The organism is Microbulbifer maximicatervae (SeqCode), assembly GCF_052467325.1.
Genome location: NZ_CP174310.1, coordinates 4,570,521 through 4,588,155, shown reverse-complemented (window position 1 = coordinate 4,588,155; position 17,635 = coordinate 4,570,521). Strand labels below are relative to the sequence as shown.

Below are 17,635 nucleotides of genomic sequence, written 5' to 3'. Positions count from 1 at the left end.
CCCGCTTCGCTCGGCCCATCGGGGAAAAATCAGCTGATTTTCTCTTCTTTTTGTCGCAGGCGAATACTCAGCTCACGCAGTTGTTTCGCATCTACAGCACCCGGGGCATCTGTCATCACACAGGCGGCGCTCTGGGTTTTCGGGAAAGCGATAACATCGCGAATAGAGTCACTGCCGGTCATCAACATCACCAGGCGATCCAGGCCAAAGGCCAAGCCACCGTGGGGCGGCGCACCGTATTTGAGTGCATCCAGCAGGAAGCCGAACTTCTCGCGCTGCTCTTCAGCATCGATACCCAGAATGCGGAATACCGCTTCCTGCATCAACTGGTCATGGATACGAACAGAACCACCGCCCAGCTCGGTGCCGTTAAGCACCATATCGTAAGCGCGGGAAAGTGCTTCAAGCGGATTCTTTTCCAGCTCTTCCGGGGTACAGGAAGGCGCAGTGAAGGGGTGGTGCAACGCAGTCAGGCTGCCGTCGTCATTTTCTTCAAACATCGGGAAGGCGACAACCCACAAAGGCGCCCACTCGCTGGTGTACAGATCCAGGTCTTCACCCAGCTTGCAGCGCAATGCACCCAGGGCTTCGGAGACAATCTTGGCCTTGTCCGAGCCGAAGAAAAGAACATCACCATCTTCCGCTTGCAGGCGATCAAGAATGGCTGCACGGGTTTCAAGCGGCAGGAATTTAACGATTGGCGACTGCAGACCATTTTCCAGGTCAGAGCGATCGTTAACCTTGATGTACGCCAGACCCTTGGCGCCATAAATACCAACAAATTTGCCGTAATCGTCCAGCTGCTTGCGGGTCAGCTTCTTACAACCGCCAGGTACTTTAATCGCGGCAACACGTCCCTTCGGATCATTGGCCGGCCCTGAGAATACCTTGAAGTCCACCTCGGTCATCAGGTCCTTGATCTCCACCATCTCCAGCGGAATACGCAGGTCCGGCTTGTCGGAACCGTAGCGCAGCATCGCCTGGTAGTGGGTCATGCGCGGGAATTCACCCAGATCAACACCCTTAAGCTCTTTAAACAGCTTGCGAACCATGTTCTCGGTGATCGACATGATTTCCTCTTCGTCGAGGAAGGAGGTCTCAATATCGATTTGGGTAAATTCAGGCTGGCGATCAGCACGCAAATCCTCATCGCGGAAACACTTGGCGATTTGGTAGTAGCGATCGAAACCGGAAACCATCAGCAACTGCTTAAACAGCTGTGGTGATTGTGGCAGGGCGAAGAACTTGCCCTCGTGAGTGCGGCTCGGCACCAGGTAATCCCGGGCACCTTCTGGGGTGGCGCGGGTCAGGATTGGGGTCTCGATATCGAGGAAGCCGTGCTCATCCAGGTAATTGCGGATTGCGGTAGTCAGCTTGGAACGGAAATACAGGTTGTTCTGCATTTCGTTGCGGCGCAGATCCAGATAGCGGTATTTCAAGCGGATATCTTCACCCACCTCGGTGTGCTCATCCAGCTGGAAAGGCACTGTCTCAGCAGTATTGAGGATCTCCAGCTCTGTGCCGTAAACCTCAACTTCACCGGTCACCATATTGGGATTCACGGCCTCCGGGGCACGGGCGCGCACACGACCTGTCACTTTAAGCACATATTCGCTGCGCACGCGATCGGCCATCTCGAAGTGTTCGGCCGCATCGGGGTCGAACACCACCTGTACAATTCCCTCGCGGTCGCGCAGGTCGATAAAAATCACTCCGCCGTGATCGCGGCGGCGGTCGACCCAGCCACAGAGGGTTACTACGCGGTCAATGTCCGCAGAACGAAGGACGCCACAGTAATCGCTGCGCATGGATGAAAATTCCCGTTATCGATAGGTGAAAAGATTAGTTAGAGGGTACACCGCACGGACAGCCCCGCACAGCTCGCCTAGGCCGTCTTTGCCGCCGCTGTGCCAGACTTGTCGCTTTTGGCCTTACCACTGTTGGCAGAGTCACCGCCAGCGAGGTTTTTCTTGCTACCAGTTTTAAAATCAGTCTCATACCAACCGGCGCCCTTCAGGCGAAATCCAGCCGCTGAGATTTTCTTGCGCAGCTCGGCCTTCTCGCAAGCTGGGCAGTCTTTGAGCTGGTCATCGCTCATCCGCTGCAAAGCTTCCATTTCATGGCCGCAGGCATTGCACTGGTATTCATATATCGGCATTACACAGTACCTGGTGCTTAAAAAAAGGGGGAGAGAGTATACATGAGGCCTACAGAGGTAAGAAGCTGCACGGGTCTTTTCCCTGGGTAAAGCGTCCCATAAAGGCGACGTGAGGCTAAAAAATGTAAAAAAAGCACTATTTTTCTAGTATTTCTTCGTGCGGCCGAACAAAAACTATATATACTTCCCCCATCACCCGCTGAGACACCCGTAACGGATGCAGCGCAGCGGGAGAAAAAACACACTTTTACCGGATATATACCGAACAACAAAGAAGGAAGTAAGCCATGGCTGTCTCCAAGAAAGCTGCTACTAAAAAGGCCCCGGCAAAGAAAGCTGCGGCCAAAGCTGCACCGGCCAAGAAAGTAAAAGCAATCAAGGAAAAGTACACTAAGACTCAAGTACTTAATCAGATTGCAGAAAGCACTGAGCTGTCCCGCAAGCAGGTTCAATCTGTTCTGGACGAGCTGAACGATATCATCGAAGGCCACATCAAGAAGCGCGCAGTTGGCGAATTCACCCTGCCGGGCCTGATGAAAATCACCACCGTGAAAAAGCCGGCTAAGAAAGCTCGCAAGGGTATCAACCCGTTCACCGGTGAAGAGACTACCTTCAAGGCGAAGCCTGCCAGCATCCAGGTTAAAGTTCGCCCACTGAAGAAGCTGAAGGAAATGGCAGAGAACTAATACACTCTGTAAAGCCTCAGCTTAAAAACCCCGCTTATGCGGGGTTTTTTATTCACTCCCATTCCAAGCCAGTGCCCAGGCACCTGCTAAATAGATACCCCGGTATAGCAAAAGGCAATCCGCATTGAGGCAATACTGCCCCCAGGCAATATTTATTGCCCAGCGAATAGCGTAAAATAGCCAGCTTACCCGTAATAGAATCCAACTAATTCCTATGCGCGCATCTCGTTATCTCATCGCAACCCAAAAAGAAACTCCCAACGACGCAGTGGTGATCAGCCATCAGCTGATGCTGCGTGCCGGCATGATCCGCCGTCTGTCTTCAGGTCTCTACACCTGGCTGCCCACCGGGTTGCGGGTGTTGCGCAAAGTCGAGCGCATTGTTCGCGAAGAGATGGACCGCGCTGGCTCCCTGGAAGTACTGATGCCAGTCGTACAGCCGGCAGAGCTTTGGGAAGAGTCCGGCCGCTGGCAGCAGTACGGCCCCGAACTCCTGCGCATCAAGGATCGCCACAACAATGACTTCTGCCTGGGCCCGACCCACGAGGAAGTCATCACCGACCTGATCCGCGGCGAAATCAATAGCTATAAGCAGTTGCCCGCCAACTTCTACCAGGTGCAGACTAAATTCCGCGATGAAATCCGTCCGCGCTTTGGCGTAATGCGCGCGCGCGAATTCACCATGAAGGATGCTTACTCCTTCCACGTGAACGAGGATTCCCTGCAGGAAACCTACGATATTATGCACGGCGCCTACTGCCAGATTTTTGAGCGCATTGGCCTGGACTACCGTCCGGTACTGGCAGACACCGGTTCAATCGGTGGCTCCAGCTCTCACGAATTCCACGTGCTGGCGCAGAGCGGCGAAGACGATATCGCCTTCTCCACAGAATCCCGCTACGCCGCCAATGTCGAATTGGCAGAAGCGGTTGCCCCAGCTGGCGAGCGCCCTGCTCCGTCACAGGAAATGCAGGAAGTTCATACGCCGAACCAAAAAACCATCGCCGATGTCAGCGAGTTTTTGAAAAGTGATCCCGCCCACTCAGTAAAAACCCTGATTGTTCTGGGCGAGTGCGAAGAGGGTGAAACCGCTCCATTAATTGCCCTGGTACTGCGTGGCGATCACGAGCTGAACGAATTAAAAGCAGAGAAGCTAGCTGGAATCGCCAGCCCTATTCAGTTCGCCTCGGAAGAGCGCATCGCCGAAGAACTCAGTTGCAACATTGGCTCCCTGGGCCCGGTGGGCATAAAGATCGAGACTGTTGTGGATCGCTCTGCAGCGCACCTGGCAGACTTTATCTGCGGCGCCAATCACGATGACTACCACTTAACCGGTGTGAACTGGGGTCGCGATGTTGAGTTGGGCCGCATCGAAGACCTACGCAATGTAGTGGCAGGCGACGCCAGCCCCGATGGCCAGGGCACCTTGGAAATCAAACGGGGTATCGAGGTCGGCCACATTTTCCAGTTAGGCGACAAGTACAGCCGCGCTATGAATGCCACAGTACTGGATGAAAACGGTAAAGAGCAGGTTATGTCCATGGGCTGCTATGGCATCGGCGTTTCCCGAATCGTCGCTGCGGCGATCGAGCAGAACCATGACGACTCAGGGATTATCTGGCCCACTGCGATTGCACCTTTCCAGCTGGCGATTGTGCCAATCAATATGCACAAGAGCGATGTGGTAAGGGAGAAGTGCGAGCACCTGTATGAGTCCCTGCGCAGCAAGGGTATTGATGTATTGCTGATGGACGAAGCCAAAGCGCGACTGGGCGCTATGCTCGCCGATGTGGAGCTGATCGGTATTCCCCACCGCATTGTTATCGGCGATCGCGGCCTGGAAAAAGGTGTGGTGGAATATAAAGGTCGTGGAGACGCAGAAAGCCAGGAGTTTGCCGTATCCCAGCTCGAAGAAGTGTTATTGGAAAAATTTAATCAATAATTGTCGAGCCGCCCGGTCTGCCCCCAAGCAGGCCGGGACCTCTTACGGCAAAAGTGCTTTTTATCGGTGGCGTCACAAAATCACGCTGCCCATTTTGCCGGGCTTTTCGTAGAATCACCCCATGATAAAAAAAGCCACCGCCCTCTTGTTGCTCTGCCTTACCTGCTGTGCCGCCCAGGCTCAAAGCAGTAGAGCCGAGATCGACCCGGAGTTGCGCCTCGCCCTGCAGGACGCAGTTACCCAGGCCGACAGCTTTGTGGACCGCTTCGATGCGGAAGTGTGGCTAATGTCTAAATCCCAGCCTCTGTCCCGCTATATCAAAGATCCCAAGCGGCGGATGCACGTACTGAAAGCTGTCCACCGGGAGGCAACTCGGGCCGGGCTACGCCCGGAAATCGTATTGGCGGTTATCCAGATTGAGAGTGCTTTCGACCCCTATGCGATATCCCGCGTTGGCGCTCTGGGTATGATGCAGGTAATGCCATTCTGGAAAAATGAAATCGGTCGACCCGACGATAACCTGATCGATATGGACACCAATCTAAGGTACGGCTGTACCATTCTTAAACACTACATCAAGAAAGCCAAAGGCAATCTAGCCAACGCCCTCGCCTATTACAATGGTAGCTACGGCCGCCATACTTATAGCAGCAAGGTCCTGGATGCCTGGGCCGAGCGCTGGAGATAAACGATGACCGCCGGCTACTTATTTTTCTCCGGCGGTGCATGCGCTCTTCTTTTATTGGCAGCAACCAAGGTTGCTATACATCACTACCGGCTTGTTGCCGGGCGCTGCTTGCTGGCCCTGCTGATAGCCGTGATCTGCTATTTACTCTGGCCCATCCTGCCACAGTTAAGTGGACCTACTGCGCTCTTGCTTAACCTGCCAATTACTCTGATTCCCGCAATTTTTTGGCTGTTTACTCACCTGTTATGCCGCGAGGAAGAACCTTTTCCCCTGTGGGGCTGGATTCCGATTGGTATTACCCTGGTCATCGGCATAGTCGCCTACCACGCACCCTTGCCATTGACGTCAGATCAGCAATCCCCACTATTTACCCTTTCGCAGCTACTCAAACTCAGTTTAATCAGCCTCGGCCTACTGACACTACAGCGGCAGTTTCACCTGGACTTGGTCGCAGAGCGCCGACGCCTGCGCACAACCCTACTTATCGCCGTCGGCGCCTATATGCTGGTGGTAATTGGCGCAGAATCTATCTTTGCTTACCGCCCGCTTCCCAACGGTGTGCCGACACTGCACGCACTATTTGCCAGCCTGTTGTCACTGGTTGCCTGCCTATGGTTGCTGGCCCTTTCCCCCAGCGCTCTGGGAGAATCCCTGCCGCGCCCGAAGAGCAGCGAGCCAGAGGAGGAAGAACAGCCTTTAGCTCCGCCACCTGAACTGGATGAACAACAGCAAACCCAGCTGCAAAAATTACAGGAACATATGCACAACGGTGGTTATCGCCACACCGGACTCACCATCAGGGAGCTCGCGGAGCAATTGGATATTCGCGAACATGTGCTGCGTGTGCTGATTAATCGTCATCTGGGTTATCGTAATTTTAACGAATACCTAAATCAGTTTCGTATTGATGAGGCCAGCAACCGGTTGGCAGATCCGGAGCAGGCCCATTTGCCGGTACTCACCATTGCTCTGGACATTGGCTATCGCTCCTTGAGCCCGTTCAACGCTGCTTTCAAGCGCCGTCACAGCCAAACTCCCACTGAGTACCGCCGGGAAAAGCTGCCCGCCTGAATCTCCTCTCCTGAAAGAATCCGTCAGCATTTTTTCATATTCCGTAAGCCCGCAAAGTAAAAGGCTCCCAGACTGGGAGCGCGGTGAAAGCGATTTTCCCGCTGCGTGCCCGGCTCACCGAGACCCGATTTAACACCGGTGAGTCTCCCTTCAATAGAAGAATAATGATGGTGAGAATATGGATTTTTTAGTCGACATATCCCAGGACGGAGCCAAACATTTCCAGTTGAGTTTATTTCGCTATGTGCTGGCCGCTTCAGTAATGAGTATTTTGGCCGGCTGGCTATTTCGCACCTGGATGAACCGGCGCCGTATCCAAAAGCGTCGTGCCGAGTGGAAAGATATTCGGCGGGAGGTGAGTTATTCACTATTAACGGTGTGTATCTTTACCCTGGTAGGGGTTATTACCACCATGATGCACGATCTGGGACTGACCAAATTTTACTGGCAGTGGAGCGATTATCCACTCTGGTGGAGTATTGCCAGCCTGCCAGTAGTGATTTTGATCCACGACGCTTATTTTTACTGGACCCACCGAGGTATGCACCATCCCAAGGTGTTTAAACACTTCCACCGCCTACACCATCAGTCCAGAACACCCACGCCCTGGACGGCATACAGTTTTTCCGTAGGTGAAGCGGTCCTGATGGGCGCTTTCTCTCCCCTAATTGCGCTGATACTGCCGCTTAATCCAACTATTTGGTTCACCTTTTTATTTATCAGCATCTTCCGCAACGCCATGCTGCACACTGGCCGCGAATTCCACCCGCGCAGCTGGGTCGACGGCCCTATGGACAGGCTCACCACCACGACTCACCATGACTTGCACCACCAGCGCTTCCAGGGCAACTACGGCTTTTACTTCACCTGGTGGGATCGCTGGATGGGCACAGAGTTTAAGGACTACAAGCAGGTCTTCCGGCAAGCGGTGGATGGGCAATTACACGGGGGAGAAAAAGAGGTGGAAATAGACAACAGCGCAGCGGAAGGCGCAAAAGCTCACGCTTAACCCACTCAAATTACTTAAATGGGTGCCGGGGTTCCCCCGGCTCCTTTCTACTAGCCGTAACAACCGTGTTAATGGCCATGCTGTAAAGGCAACCAGCGGGACTCTCGGTAACAGTAAAGTCCCCAGATAACAAAGACGACTTCGATAGCAAAAAGCACTAAATTGCGCTGGTCAAAACCACTGATAAATAACATTCCGTAGAGGCGCCCAAGAGCGAAGCCGATATAGGCGATAGACATCGCAGCGTAAGCAACCCTGCGGTGCGGGCGCATAGCCAAGGCCACCAGTAGAATCACCGCGATGGCCAACATAAACCCGCCATAAGTGGCCATAAACTCGGGCATGGCTTCGGGGGTATCAAATGAAAAATCCACTTCATTCGCAAGGCTCTGCGGTTTAAACAGGGCCCAGAGGCCAATAGAAGCAAAAACCAATAGATTGAGTGTCAAATAGACTCTTCCCAAATATTTCAATCGATTCTCCCCTCTAATTTCTGTTACTCACCCCTATACAAGGGGAACACCGCTTTGGAGTACTGTCACAGTATATATGAGCCACACCCCGCCATACGCCGGAACAATTCACCAATTTGGTACAAAGCGATGGATTTATCAATATTTTCTTACTGGCAAACTGAGAATGTCTTTCCATAATTAGAATCCACAGCGCAACTCCGACCCACTCCAAAATAAGGGCCGCGCTTTTGAATACCACCACCTTCCTCAAGTCATTGGCGAAAGAGCCCCTGCTGTATTTTATTGCGATCGCCCTAATCCTATTGGGATTGGGAGAAATCCTGGAACCGCCTGCACAAGAGATTGTTATCAGCGAGGGGCGCGTCGAACATCTACGTTCGGTGTTTGAGCGCAAGTGGCACAGGTACCCCACCGATAGCGAGCTGGAGCAACTTATTGAAAATTACCTAAGAGAGGAAATACTTTACAGGGAAGCGCTTGCCCTGGGATTAGCCGAGAACGATACGGTAATCCGCCGCCGCCTGCGAATGAAAATGGAACTTACGGCGCGTAATTTCGCTGATACTCAAGACCCAGGCGATCAAGTATTGGAGAAATTCCTTCAAGGTCAGGCTGATAAATACCGGGTTCCCCCCACCCTATCTTTCCAACAACGATTTTTCTCAGTGGATCTGGCCTCATCAGATTCACGTGATTTTAACGACTTACTCATGCAGCTAAACAGCGGTCAGGCTTCGCCAATGATTGGGGATTCAACCCTACTGCCAGCTGCTTTTATCGACACTTCAGAGCCACGAATAGACAGGCAATTTGGGCTGGGATTTTCCGCTCAATTGTCCAGGCTGCCTATTGGCAAGTGGAGCGGTCCAGTCCGCTCGACCTTCGGCGATCACCTGGTCCTCCTTGAGGAAATCAAGTCCACCCAGCTACCGGCATTGGCTGAAATACGCAGCCGCGTACTAAATGATTGGCAATTCCAGGCGCAAAAGAAGATTCTGCAGGAGCAGTATCTCCAGTACCGTAAAAACTACGAGGTCACTGTCCACAAGCCGGATAACTTCTCAGCCGAGGTTGCCGTCAAATGATGCACATCCGGCCACTCCTGTTCATTCTGCTCCTCAGCTTTACCCCAATACTATCTGCCCACGAACTGCGCCCGGCTTACCTGGGCATAACTCAAGTTGATGCACAACTATTTAAAGTACTTTGGCGATTGCCCGCACAAGGCGATCTTCGCCTCGCTCTGAATGTCCATTTGGACCAAGCTGCCTCCCCCCTAAGCCAACCCAGAGCGCAAATAAGTAAGGGCTACTACACAGAGCACTGGACTATCCATCACCCCAGGGAGCTACAACAGCTGTCGATTCATATCGATGGCCTACAGAGCACTATGACCGATGCGCTAGTGCGGATCTCCTGGTTGGATGGGCGCGAGCAAGTTATCCGACTGACACCAGACCATCCAGAATGGACCCTTGACCAGCCAACTAGCGAGTTCCAAGTCGCTCAAACTTACTTTGTGCTGGGCGTTGAACATATTCTTCTCGGTGTCGATCACTTGCTGTTCGTTTTGGCCCTGATCTTACTTAAACAAAGCCTTCGCCAGCTGATCTGCACTATCACTGCTTTCACTATCGCCCACAGTATTACCTTGGCAGCTGCCGTACTGGGCTATATCCATCTGCCGTCGGCGCCAGTGGAGGCGATTATCGCCCTCAGTATTTTACTGGCAGCCAGGGAGACAGTACGCCAGAGGCATGGTGTTTTCAGTTTGACCAGTCGCTACCCATGGGCAATTGCCTTTGCTTTTGGACTTTTACACGGTTTGGGTTTTGCCGGTGTACTGGGAGAAATTGGGCTTCCCCAGGGGGCTATTCCACAGGCATTACTGACTTTTAATCTCGGTGTGGAAGTGGGGCAATTAGTATTTATCACTGCTGTTCTTACAGCAATCAACTTGTATCAAAAGCTCCTTAAACATTGGCCAGGGTATGCCATTCGGAACCGCGAACAATACTCTTTCGGGGAGGGTGGAGGTATCGGAATACCAGTCGCTACAGTGGTCGCGTATACGCTGGGGGGCATTGCCTGCTACTGGGTGATTAAGCGCAGCCTGCTTATTGTTTTCCCATAACAGAGAACATTAACCGGTGCCCTGCAAATCACGGGCACCGGTTAATTTAAGGCTCAGTCCTGAAACAAGAGTTCCAGTGGGTAGCCGGTAAAAGGCTTGGTTTTCTCAATCACCAAATGAGAAGTCATACGGGAAATCGCCGCCTCTTCATTGGCCAACAACTGCTCTGAGACTCGATTAAAATCTGCTGCGTCTGGGCAGACGAAATGCAGCATATAGTCGAACTCACCAGACATCTTCACACAGGAAACAATCTGTGGAATATCGCTAATAATGCGGCGAAAGTTCTCACTGGTACGGGCATCCTGCCGCTTAAGCGCAACGTTTACATAAAACTCTGCATGCCGAACTTTATCCAGGTTTATCTCGGCAAAGAACTCGCGGATATAGCGCTCACTGGTCAGGCGTTTAACCCGGGCCAGGCAGGCACTTTCCGATAATCCAATTTTTTCACTCAAATTCAGGTTACTTGTACGTGCGTTTGATTGCAGGGCCTGCAAAATACGCAAATTATGCCGGTCAATTTTCACGGAGCTATTTTCTTTTGAATCTGAAAGGGGGCAAGGATAGCGGTATTCGCCGGTGGCATAAACACTACAGCCACCGGCATGGGAAACTTGTCATCACTTCAAAAGCGAATTTAGCGACAAGCAGCTCCCGGCAAAGGCCTAACCGGCCTGGCGGTTACCACTGGTGACGAACAGTTCGATGCGATCCAAGGCCCGCGACAACTCGGCCTCATCAGCCGCCAGGGTGAGGCGGACATGATTCACTGAACTGCTACCAAAGGGCGCGCCAGGCAGTACCGAGACCCGCTCAGCATCCAAAAGGGCTTCAGCGAAGGCTTGCCCGGAGCTGGATACCTTGGAGACATCCACCATAACGAACATCCCCGCCTCAGGGCTGTAGCAACTCAATCCCGGAATCTGGCCAATCCTCTCAACAATCAGGTCTCGACGCTGCTGATAGGCATCCCGCATCTGCTTGACGAAGTAACTATCAAACTCCAGGGCAAAGGCAGCGGCCTCCTGGATAAACTGAGGGCATCCAAAAATTGTCGCCCCTGCAAAAGCAATCAAACGATCTACCAGGGGACCACGAGCCACTGCCCACCCCAGGCGCCAGCCACTCATGGCATGGGATTTGGACAAGCCATCAACCACAACAATATTATCCAGCGACTCCGCAGCCGTACGCAGAGAGGTGTGACGACGGGCAAAGGTGATCATTGAATAAACTTCATCACACACCAGCCAAATATTGCGCTCGCGGCAGTATGCCGCCAACTCGCGCAATTGTTCAGGGGTAGCCATCGCGCCAGTCGGGTTTACCGGCGTATTGATCATAACGACCTTGGTCTGCTCACTGATGGAGGCCTTGATAGTGTCGACATCAAAAGCGAAATTGGTCTCCGCCGGGCAAGTCACCCGCTTTACGGAGAGGCGCAAGGCATCACAAATGGGGACATAGCCGATATACATCGGCTCGGGAATTACAATCTCCTCACCGGGGTTTAGCAGGCAGGCAAGCACTGCGTAGATCGCGTTGGTTCCACCGGGGAAAACAACAACATCATCCGGATTACAGGGGTGGGGGGAGACCTTGCTCTCGATATCCGCAATAGCCCTGCGCAGCATTGGTTCCCCGGCAGCAGGGGAATAGTGGGTACGCCCCACTCCCAGGCGAGCGCGGGCAAAGTCGAGGATCGGTTCGGGGGTGTCAAAGTTGGGATCACCAACGCAGAGAAAGATGACATCCTCCCCTTTATTGGCGAGATCGTGAGCCCGGTCGCTCACAGCCCAAACATTGGCGTCCTCACCATTCAAAGCCTCACTTTGCAAGCTGAACCTGGGGGTAAAATTTGTCACGTTTTTCACTATTTAGCAGCCATTTATAGGGGCTAAGGTAACAACCATCTGGGTAATCGGTGCCGCTATATGACCGTCAATTTCGCATTAGAGGGAGCTTTTCTTTGGTATTCCCGCAGATAATGCGGAGATCAGTGTACTCGGGTAGATCGTGACTAAAAATAGGCGCTTGGTGTCAGTTTTCCGGGAACCCCGGGGCCTGTAGACAGCAAGTACCGCATAGAAGGTAGCCTTATCTTGAGCAAGGTATCAATGTATCTCCCCACCCCCCAATCACCCCTGAAATCGGATACTTTTAACTAAAACCCGGGCGTTTTGGCGTAGCCAACATTAAACTTTGACACGATATTCTTTTTCGAGGCTCCTTCGTACGCCAAAACCCTTTCAGCTGGCTCGTGGCAATATTCCTCTGGTTGTCCGCAACACCCTCTGTGCCTGGGACAATTTTAATCTGTAAAAGTGGAAAGCTGGCTCCCCCCGATATTACTGCGAAACGTGCTAATTAGTGTTTCTGGAGACTATCTGTAATGGCTAGTGTGCGTGTTATCGTTAGCACTTGAAAACGTTAATAAGTTAATTTAAATCATGGATAAGATGAAACAGTTACTGACCTTACTTTTTCTTTCCTTTTCAATTACCGCAATCAGTACTGAAATCTCCCAACAACAGAAATTGGAACTTATAAATTCTATCGAGAAAAGGATTGCCTCCAACTATATATTGCAAGAAAACCTGGACGCTATTCACTCTTCATTAGATAAAGTTGCAGAGTCTGATATATTTAGGCACGCCAATGACACCGAATCTGTTGCTGATATTATTGAATCCGTGCTGGAAAAGCATGATAAGCACTTCGGCGTAAGCTGGCATGATCCAGAGTCTCCCCAACAACAACCGAAACACAAGGATTGGTTTGGCAAACTCAGTAGAAAAAATTCTGGAATTACCCGGATCGAAGCCTTAGAAGAAAAAAATCGGCGTAAATCCGGACATCGAAACATCCTGAAGGGAAGCATTTCCAACGGCCTATAAACTCACTTTACAAGATGCCAAAATCTCTACTGTACACCCGGAACAATTAAAAGAAATCCAGCAAAAGCTACAAGATCTCGATAGCCTTTAAATTCCCTTAATCCCATACAATAACTATTCAATCTATTACTTCAGGAGGGAGGCCTAGTGATTAGTCTCCCTTCCCAGATTAATTCAACATCCCACAAATAAAAAAACAGCCCTTAACAATTGTGAAGATCTTTCACTCACATTAACCTAATACCATTCCCTTATCTTATTCGTGTAGCAGGGCGAATCAGATGTTTCAATTTACTCAAATCCTTAAGTACATACCTGAAGAACTTGCGGACAGCTTTGCCCAACTCCCTCCAGATGAATATCTAAAATCCCAAAATCCATATCGCTACCGAACATATAGTTCAGGACTCTATAGTGGCAATTCAATTGAGTGGAGCAACAACACCATCTTCATACAAAGTAAAACAATTAATACGTACCTAGGAGATATAGAGCGTCACTATCCCTCATTAGGAACAATCGCTCGGATATTCTCACAAAACATTGTAAGACACTTAATTTCCCACCAATATATACCGGCAAACGAATATCAAGTCGGATGCCACCAGATAAGAGTTCGTGCTACAAATGAATTCAACGCTTATCCCACCCCCGAGGGGTTTCACCAAGATGGGTTCGACTATGTAGCGATTAATTGTATTAATAGAAACAATGTCAATGGAGGCGAATCATTTATCAGCAACTTGGATGAAAATGAAATTATATTTCATGGCACACTAACCCCTGGAAAAGCTTTGGTTTTGAACGATAGGTCACTCAAACACTACGTAAGCCCCATCACTCCTCTTTTTCCCGGGGAAGCTTTAAGGGATGTTGTGGTAATTACATTACATAACGACAGGAACACCACATGAAAACATGAAGTTTACCCAAACCAGATCACAAATAACTATTTGCATATTCAAAAAGATGATCGCCTAAATCAAATTCCACCCCTAAAAAATTCCAACCCAAGTTCTCTTCTCAACTTAATATCCATATCAAGATGCTTGCAATACCATATAGCAAACCACCAGATAGCGTAGACATTTACCCATGGCAACCAACAACAAAAACCAAACCAAGCGAATTCTTAGAATACCGGCCATTACAGTAAGGGGATCACCAATAATAGGCACCCAGGAAAAAAACAGGGAGAATACTCCATATTTTTTAAATCTCTGTTCAGCCTTTACAAATTCCTCTTCAGACATTCTCAACCATTTCTTGATCACGCCCAAACTGGCCCAGTAGCCTAATGCATAATTGAGAAGAGAGCCCGCTACATTCCCAGTAGTGGCGACTATTATCAGGGCCCAAGGGGAGAGCCCCTGGAGCAATAGACCAGTCATTACAATTTCTGAGCTTAGCGGCAGAATGGTCGCTGCCAAGAATGCTGATACGAAAAGCCCCAAAAATCCAAACTCAAGAAAGTACCCCATAATGACGACTCATACCTAGCTAAACTCGGCATTCCTTCTATCTATACTTATAATTGGGCCACTATAATCGAAAAAGGGGGACATCCCAACAGCCCGCCTCATCAGTGATAGCGATACTAGTCACAAGCCTCTACTTTTTATATTCACCCTTGTGAACGGGTTTTAGAATTCACAACCTCATGCAGGCTAATTTTGGCCCAAGTACAGGTCCGCTCACTTGAAGTAGAAATCAATGCCCCCTAAACTCTCAAACTGATTTTCAATTTTGCCTTCGACAAGAGTTTCAAAATAGTTTTCCTGTCTAATTCTTTTGATTTCTATCGCTGAATAATACCTAGTGAAATTGCGGAGCCATCCTCTGAATAGGCAAGGGTTGAAGTATAGTTATGCTATTAATTTGCATGGACTAAAGAAGGGAATCTGACAATCACCAGACGGAGTTATCCTGTGCCAGAGGTAATAGTGGAGAGAAGTATTTACTGCCCTTATTGTGGTGAAATCATAAAAATACTGGTTGATTCATCAATTTTTCCTCAACAGTACACTGAGGACTGCCAAGTTTGCTGTAGACCTATCGTTTTCTCTGTGGAACTCGATTTAAATGGTGAGCTATCTGTCGCAGCTCATACTGAGGATGAAGCGCTATAGGTCGCATTGTCGCGCACAAATTCACTTCAAGTTGGCAAAAACCTCTATGGCCCGCTTCCGCCCAGCCCCCACGTCGCAAATCACTTGAGGATAGCCTTGAGTCGGCGGTGGATCGTGTATGGCTTTGTCGCTCAGCTCCTTTAGCTCAGGTACAAATTTTCGGATAAAATCTCCATTGGGATCAAAACGTTGCGACTGACTATAAGGATTAAATACACGAAAATAGGGTGCAGCATCAGTACCCGTGGAGGCAGTCCACTGCCAGCCCCCATTGTTGGAAGCAAAGTCTGCATCAATTAAGCGCTGCATAAAGTAGCGCTCACCCCAACGCCAATCTATCAGCATATTTTTACTGAGAAATGAAGCTACTATCATACGCAGTCGATTATGCATCCAGGCAGTCTCATTTAACTGTCGCATCGCTGCATCAACTATCGGAACCCCAGTCTCACCCAAAGTCCAACGCTCAAACTGATCCTTATTGTAGGACCAGGGGATTTGGTCAGTCTCCTGCTTGAATGGCCTCCCTTTACTCAAACGGGGAAAGTCCACCAACAAATGAGTATAAAACTCCCGCCAGATTAACTCGCCAATCCAACAGGCCGCCCCATCATCTCCACCCAGCCAACGCCCCTCGTTCATATCCAACGCCATAGCTATACATTGGCGAATCGAAACAGCACCACTATTTAGGTAGGGGGATAGGCAGGAGGTACTATCGAGTGCTGGAAAGTCTCTCTCTGCCTGATACCTAGATATTTTTCCACCGAACTTCTTGAGCCGTTTCAGTGCCGCCTTTTCTCCTGCTTGCCAACCTTCAATCAGGCCTGCATCGTCGATCTTATCTATCGAGTATGTCGACAGTTGCACTGGAATCTTTTGACTTAATTTCTGCCCTTCAGATAAAGAAAACCACTTTGGCCAATGTGCTCCATTTTCCCGGGTAGAAATTTTCCGAGGCTTAGGTAAGGTTTTTATTTCACTATCGGCACACAATTGAATCAGTGCACGCTTGAAGGGGGTAAACACTTTGTAGGGTTCCCCTCCGCCGGTTCTTACTGCTCCCGGTGGAAGCAGGGTGCGGTCACTGTAGAATTGAACCTGAACCCCCTCATTTGCTAGCAAATTTTTTACTGCATTATCACGGCGCAGCTCATTGAGTGGATATTCAGCATTCGCATAGAGAGCATTGATATCCAGGCGCTCAACTATTTGCTGAAGAACCCTTGGAACCTGAGTAAAAGTAGGAACTTCAACGAAGTACAGCGGTATATTGCGCTCCTCTAATCCGTCTTGTAATTCACGCAAACAGGCGATACGAAAAGTCACCAACGGATTGCCTTCATCCTGGCTCTGCCAGGTATCCGGACAGGCAATAAATACAGCAGCCACCTCCTTACATTGCATACTGGCTTGGTAAAGTGCTGAATTATCATTGAGGCGTAAGTCACTGCGTAGCCATACCAGGCCACGCGGCAAAGTCACTGAGCGACTCATAGCTTTAAAGACTCCCGCAATTGTGTAACTGCACTCTCTGTATTTCCGGAAAGTACTTTTGTTAAAGAGAGTCGGTTCAGTTCAGTCAAAGCCAAACGCTGCACCTCAATAAAATCACCCGCAAGCCACAGAGGATCAGTCATCCCCTGAACAGCACTTGGTAGCTCACATTCAAGAATATTTTTCGGCAGAGCCTTGTGGCTATAGCAAAGCACTCCCTGAGCACCCAGTTTTTTGACTGTACTTCCAAGCTCCAATAATCCCGCAGGATAAGCTAGGGTAACGACCTCTATTCCCGCAGCAAGGAGTACCGCAATAAACATCTGTATAAATGCCTGTTGGCCCTGAACGCCAATTTCCAGTAAAAGAACACGGGGCTTCGCCTGGGACCTGTCTTTGTCCAGGTTTTTCCTCGCCATACCATTAGCCATAAGTAGCTGTTCATTTAACAGAGACCAGAAAAATGTCTGCGCTCCATGGGCTTCAGGTAGGCGAAATCGCTCAAGCCGCACATGCAAAGGTTTCAACCAGTGCTCCAATAGCAAAGCGGCAGGGAATGAGGAAAACCACTGATCGAGACGGCGGCGCAGCTGGGGTTCTGCAAAGTCTCTGAGGAGACTGGTGGTTTCATCCAGCATCGCCTGCCAATTGTTTTTTCCATCGCCTGCAGTCGCTGGCAACCCCAATTTGTCCTGCTCTCGCGCTAACAAGTCTCGCACTTGACCAATGGAAACGCCCCTGGCGAGGCATTGCAGGACCTTTTCGATCTGCTCGACCTCCTCTTCACTATAAAGGCGATGCCCTTTGCTGGTGCGCATGGGTTTTAGTAGACCATAGCGGCGCTCCCAGGCCCGTAAGGTCACGGGGTGCACCCCGGTCCTCCGAGCTATCTCACGAATCGGAAAATAGTTTTTTTCAACAACTTCTGGGCCGGACATGACGCTC

18 protein-coding genes are annotated in these 17,635 nt (G+C 50.3%); 10 read left to right on the top strand and 8 right to left on the bottom strand.

Annotated elements, in window-relative coordinates; genetic code table 11:
* Positions 1-29: 29 nt before the first annotated feature.
* Positions 30-1,808 (bottom strand): aspartate--tRNA ligase, encoded by a 1,779-nt coding sequence (gene aspS, locus ACJJIE_RS20505; protein WP_282934237.1) that lies wholly within the window; start codon positions 1,806-1,808, stop codon positions 30-32.
* 77 nt (positions 1,809-1,885) lie between these two features.
* Positions 1,886-2,158: an FmdB family zinc ribbon protein gene (locus ACJJIE_RS20500; protein WP_444892809.1), complete on the bottom strand. Its 273-nt coding sequence runs from the start codon at positions 2,156-2,158 to the stop codon at positions 1,886-1,888.
* Positions 2,159-2,445: 287 nt separating this feature from the next.
* Here ACJJIE_RS20500 and ACJJIE_RS20495 point away from each other — a divergent pair, with 287 nt between their 5' ends.
* From ACJJIE_RS20495 to ACJJIE_RS20475, 5 genes are all read left to right on the top strand, one after another.
* A complete protein-coding gene (locus tag ACJJIE_RS20495) occupies positions 2,446-2,844 on the top strand; it encodes an HU family DNA-binding protein (RefSeq protein ID WP_282934239.1) in 399 nt (132 codons plus the stop codon).
* 214 nt (positions 2,845-3,058) lie between these two features.
* Positions 3,059-4,786, top strand: a complete 1,728-nt coding sequence (locus ACJJIE_RS20490; protein ID WP_444892808.1) for a proline--tRNA ligase — start codon at positions 3,059-3,061, stop codon at positions 4,784-4,786.
* A 121-nt stretch (positions 4,787-4,907) separates the two neighbouring features.
* A complete protein-coding gene (locus ACJJIE_RS20485) occupies positions 4,908-5,474 on the top strand; it encodes a lytic transglycosylase domain-containing protein (RefSeq protein WP_108731817.1) in 567 nt (188 codons plus the stop codon).
* A 3-nt stretch (positions 5,475-5,477) separates the two neighbouring features.
* On the top strand, positions 5,478-6,545 hold the full coding sequence (locus tag ACJJIE_RS20480; RefSeq protein ID WP_444892807.1) for a helix-turn-helix transcriptional regulator: 1,068 nt from the start codon (positions 5,478-5,480) through the stop codon (positions 6,543-6,545).
* A 178-nt stretch (positions 6,546-6,723) separates the two neighbouring features.
* Positions 6,724-7,554: a sterol desaturase family protein gene (locus tag ACJJIE_RS20475; protein ID WP_444892806.1), complete on the top strand. Its 831-nt coding sequence runs from the start codon at positions 6,724-6,726 to the stop codon at positions 7,552-7,554.
* Between the two features lie 68 nt (positions 7,555-7,622).
* Here ACJJIE_RS20475 and ACJJIE_RS20470 read toward each other — a convergent pair whose 3' ends face one another.
* Positions 7,623-8,027, bottom strand: coding sequence for a DUF4345 family protein (locus tag ACJJIE_RS20470; protein ID WP_282934243.1), 405 nt, complete (start codon positions 8,025-8,027; stop codon positions 7,623-7,625).
* A 230-nt stretch (positions 8,028-8,257) separates the two neighbouring features.
* Here ACJJIE_RS20470 and ACJJIE_RS20465 point away from each other — a divergent pair, with 230 nt between their 5' ends.
* Together ACJJIE_RS20465 and ACJJIE_RS20460 are read left to right on the top strand one after the other, a co-directional pair.
* On the top strand, positions 8,258-9,115 hold the full coding sequence (locus tag ACJJIE_RS20465) for a peptidylprolyl isomerase (protein WP_444892805.1): 858 nt from the start codon (positions 8,258-8,260) through the stop codon (positions 9,113-9,115).
* Complete coding sequence (locus ACJJIE_RS20460) at positions 9,112-10,164, top strand: HupE/UreJ family protein (protein ID WP_444892804.1); 1,053 nt, start codon at positions 9,112-9,114, stop codon at positions 10,162-10,164. The genes ACJJIE_RS20465 and ACJJIE_RS20460 overlap by 4 nt, the downstream gene beginning before the upstream one ends.
* Positions 10,165-10,217: 53 nt before the next feature.
* Here ACJJIE_RS20460 and ACJJIE_RS20455 read toward each other — a convergent pair whose 3' ends face one another.
* Both ACJJIE_RS20455 and ACJJIE_RS20450 read right to left on the bottom strand, forming a co-directional pair.
* Positions 10,218-10,694, bottom strand: a complete 477-nt coding sequence (locus tag ACJJIE_RS20455) for an Lrp/AsnC family transcriptional regulator (RefSeq protein ID WP_108731811.1) — start codon at positions 10,692-10,694, stop codon at positions 10,218-10,220.
* A 138-nt stretch (positions 10,695-10,832) separates the two neighbouring features.
* Complete coding sequence (locus ACJJIE_RS20450) at positions 10,833-12,032, bottom strand: pyridoxal phosphate-dependent aminotransferase (RefSeq protein WP_444892803.1); 1,200 nt, start codon at positions 12,030-12,032, stop codon at positions 10,833-10,835.
* A 594-nt stretch (positions 12,033-12,626) separates the two neighbouring features.
* Between ACJJIE_RS20450 and ACJJIE_RS20445 the strand changes: the two genes are divergently transcribed.
* Both ACJJIE_RS20445 and ACJJIE_RS20440 read left to right on the top strand, forming a co-directional pair.
* A complete protein-coding gene (locus ACJJIE_RS20445; RefSeq protein WP_444892802.1) occupies positions 12,627-13,064 on the top strand; it encodes a hypothetical protein in 438 nt (145 codons plus the stop codon).
* A 281-nt stretch (positions 13,065-13,345) separates the two neighbouring features.
* Positions 13,346-13,978: a 2OG-Fe dioxygenase family protein gene (locus tag ACJJIE_RS20440; RefSeq protein WP_444892801.1), complete on the top strand. Its 633-nt coding sequence runs from the start codon at positions 13,346-13,348 to the stop codon at positions 13,976-13,978.
* 126 nt (positions 13,979-14,104) lie between these two features.
* Here the strand turns inward: ACJJIE_RS20440 and ACJJIE_RS20435 are convergent, their stop codons facing one another.
* The gene (locus tag ACJJIE_RS20435; RefSeq protein ID WP_444892800.1) at positions 14,105-14,545 is read right to left on the bottom strand and encodes a YqaA family protein; all 441 of its coding nucleotides are present in this window, start codon (positions 14,543-14,545) and stop codon (positions 14,105-14,107) included.
* A 447-nt stretch (positions 14,546-14,992) separates the two neighbouring features.
* Here ACJJIE_RS20435 and ACJJIE_RS20430 point away from each other — a divergent pair, with 447 nt between their 5' ends.
* Entirely contained in the window at positions 14,993-15,193 is a 201-nt protein-coding gene (locus ACJJIE_RS20430) for a CPXCG motif-containing cysteine-rich protein (RefSeq protein ID WP_444892799.1), read from the top strand.
* Between the two features lie 21 nt (positions 15,194-15,214).
* Here the strand turns inward: ACJJIE_RS20430 and ACJJIE_RS20425 are convergent, their stop codons facing one another.
* A complete protein-coding gene (locus tag ACJJIE_RS20425; RefSeq protein ID WP_444892798.1) occupies positions 15,215-16,690 on the bottom strand; it encodes a cryptochrome/photolyase family protein in 1,476 nt (491 codons plus the stop codon).
* Positions 16,687-17,628, bottom strand: coding sequence for a MerR family transcriptional regulator (locus tag ACJJIE_RS20420; RefSeq protein WP_444894789.1), 942 nt, complete (start codon positions 17,626-17,628; stop codon positions 16,687-16,689). Before ACJJIE_RS20420 ends, ACJJIE_RS20425 begins: the two co-directional genes overlap by 4 nt.
* Positions 17,629-17,635 lie beyond the last annotated feature (7 nt).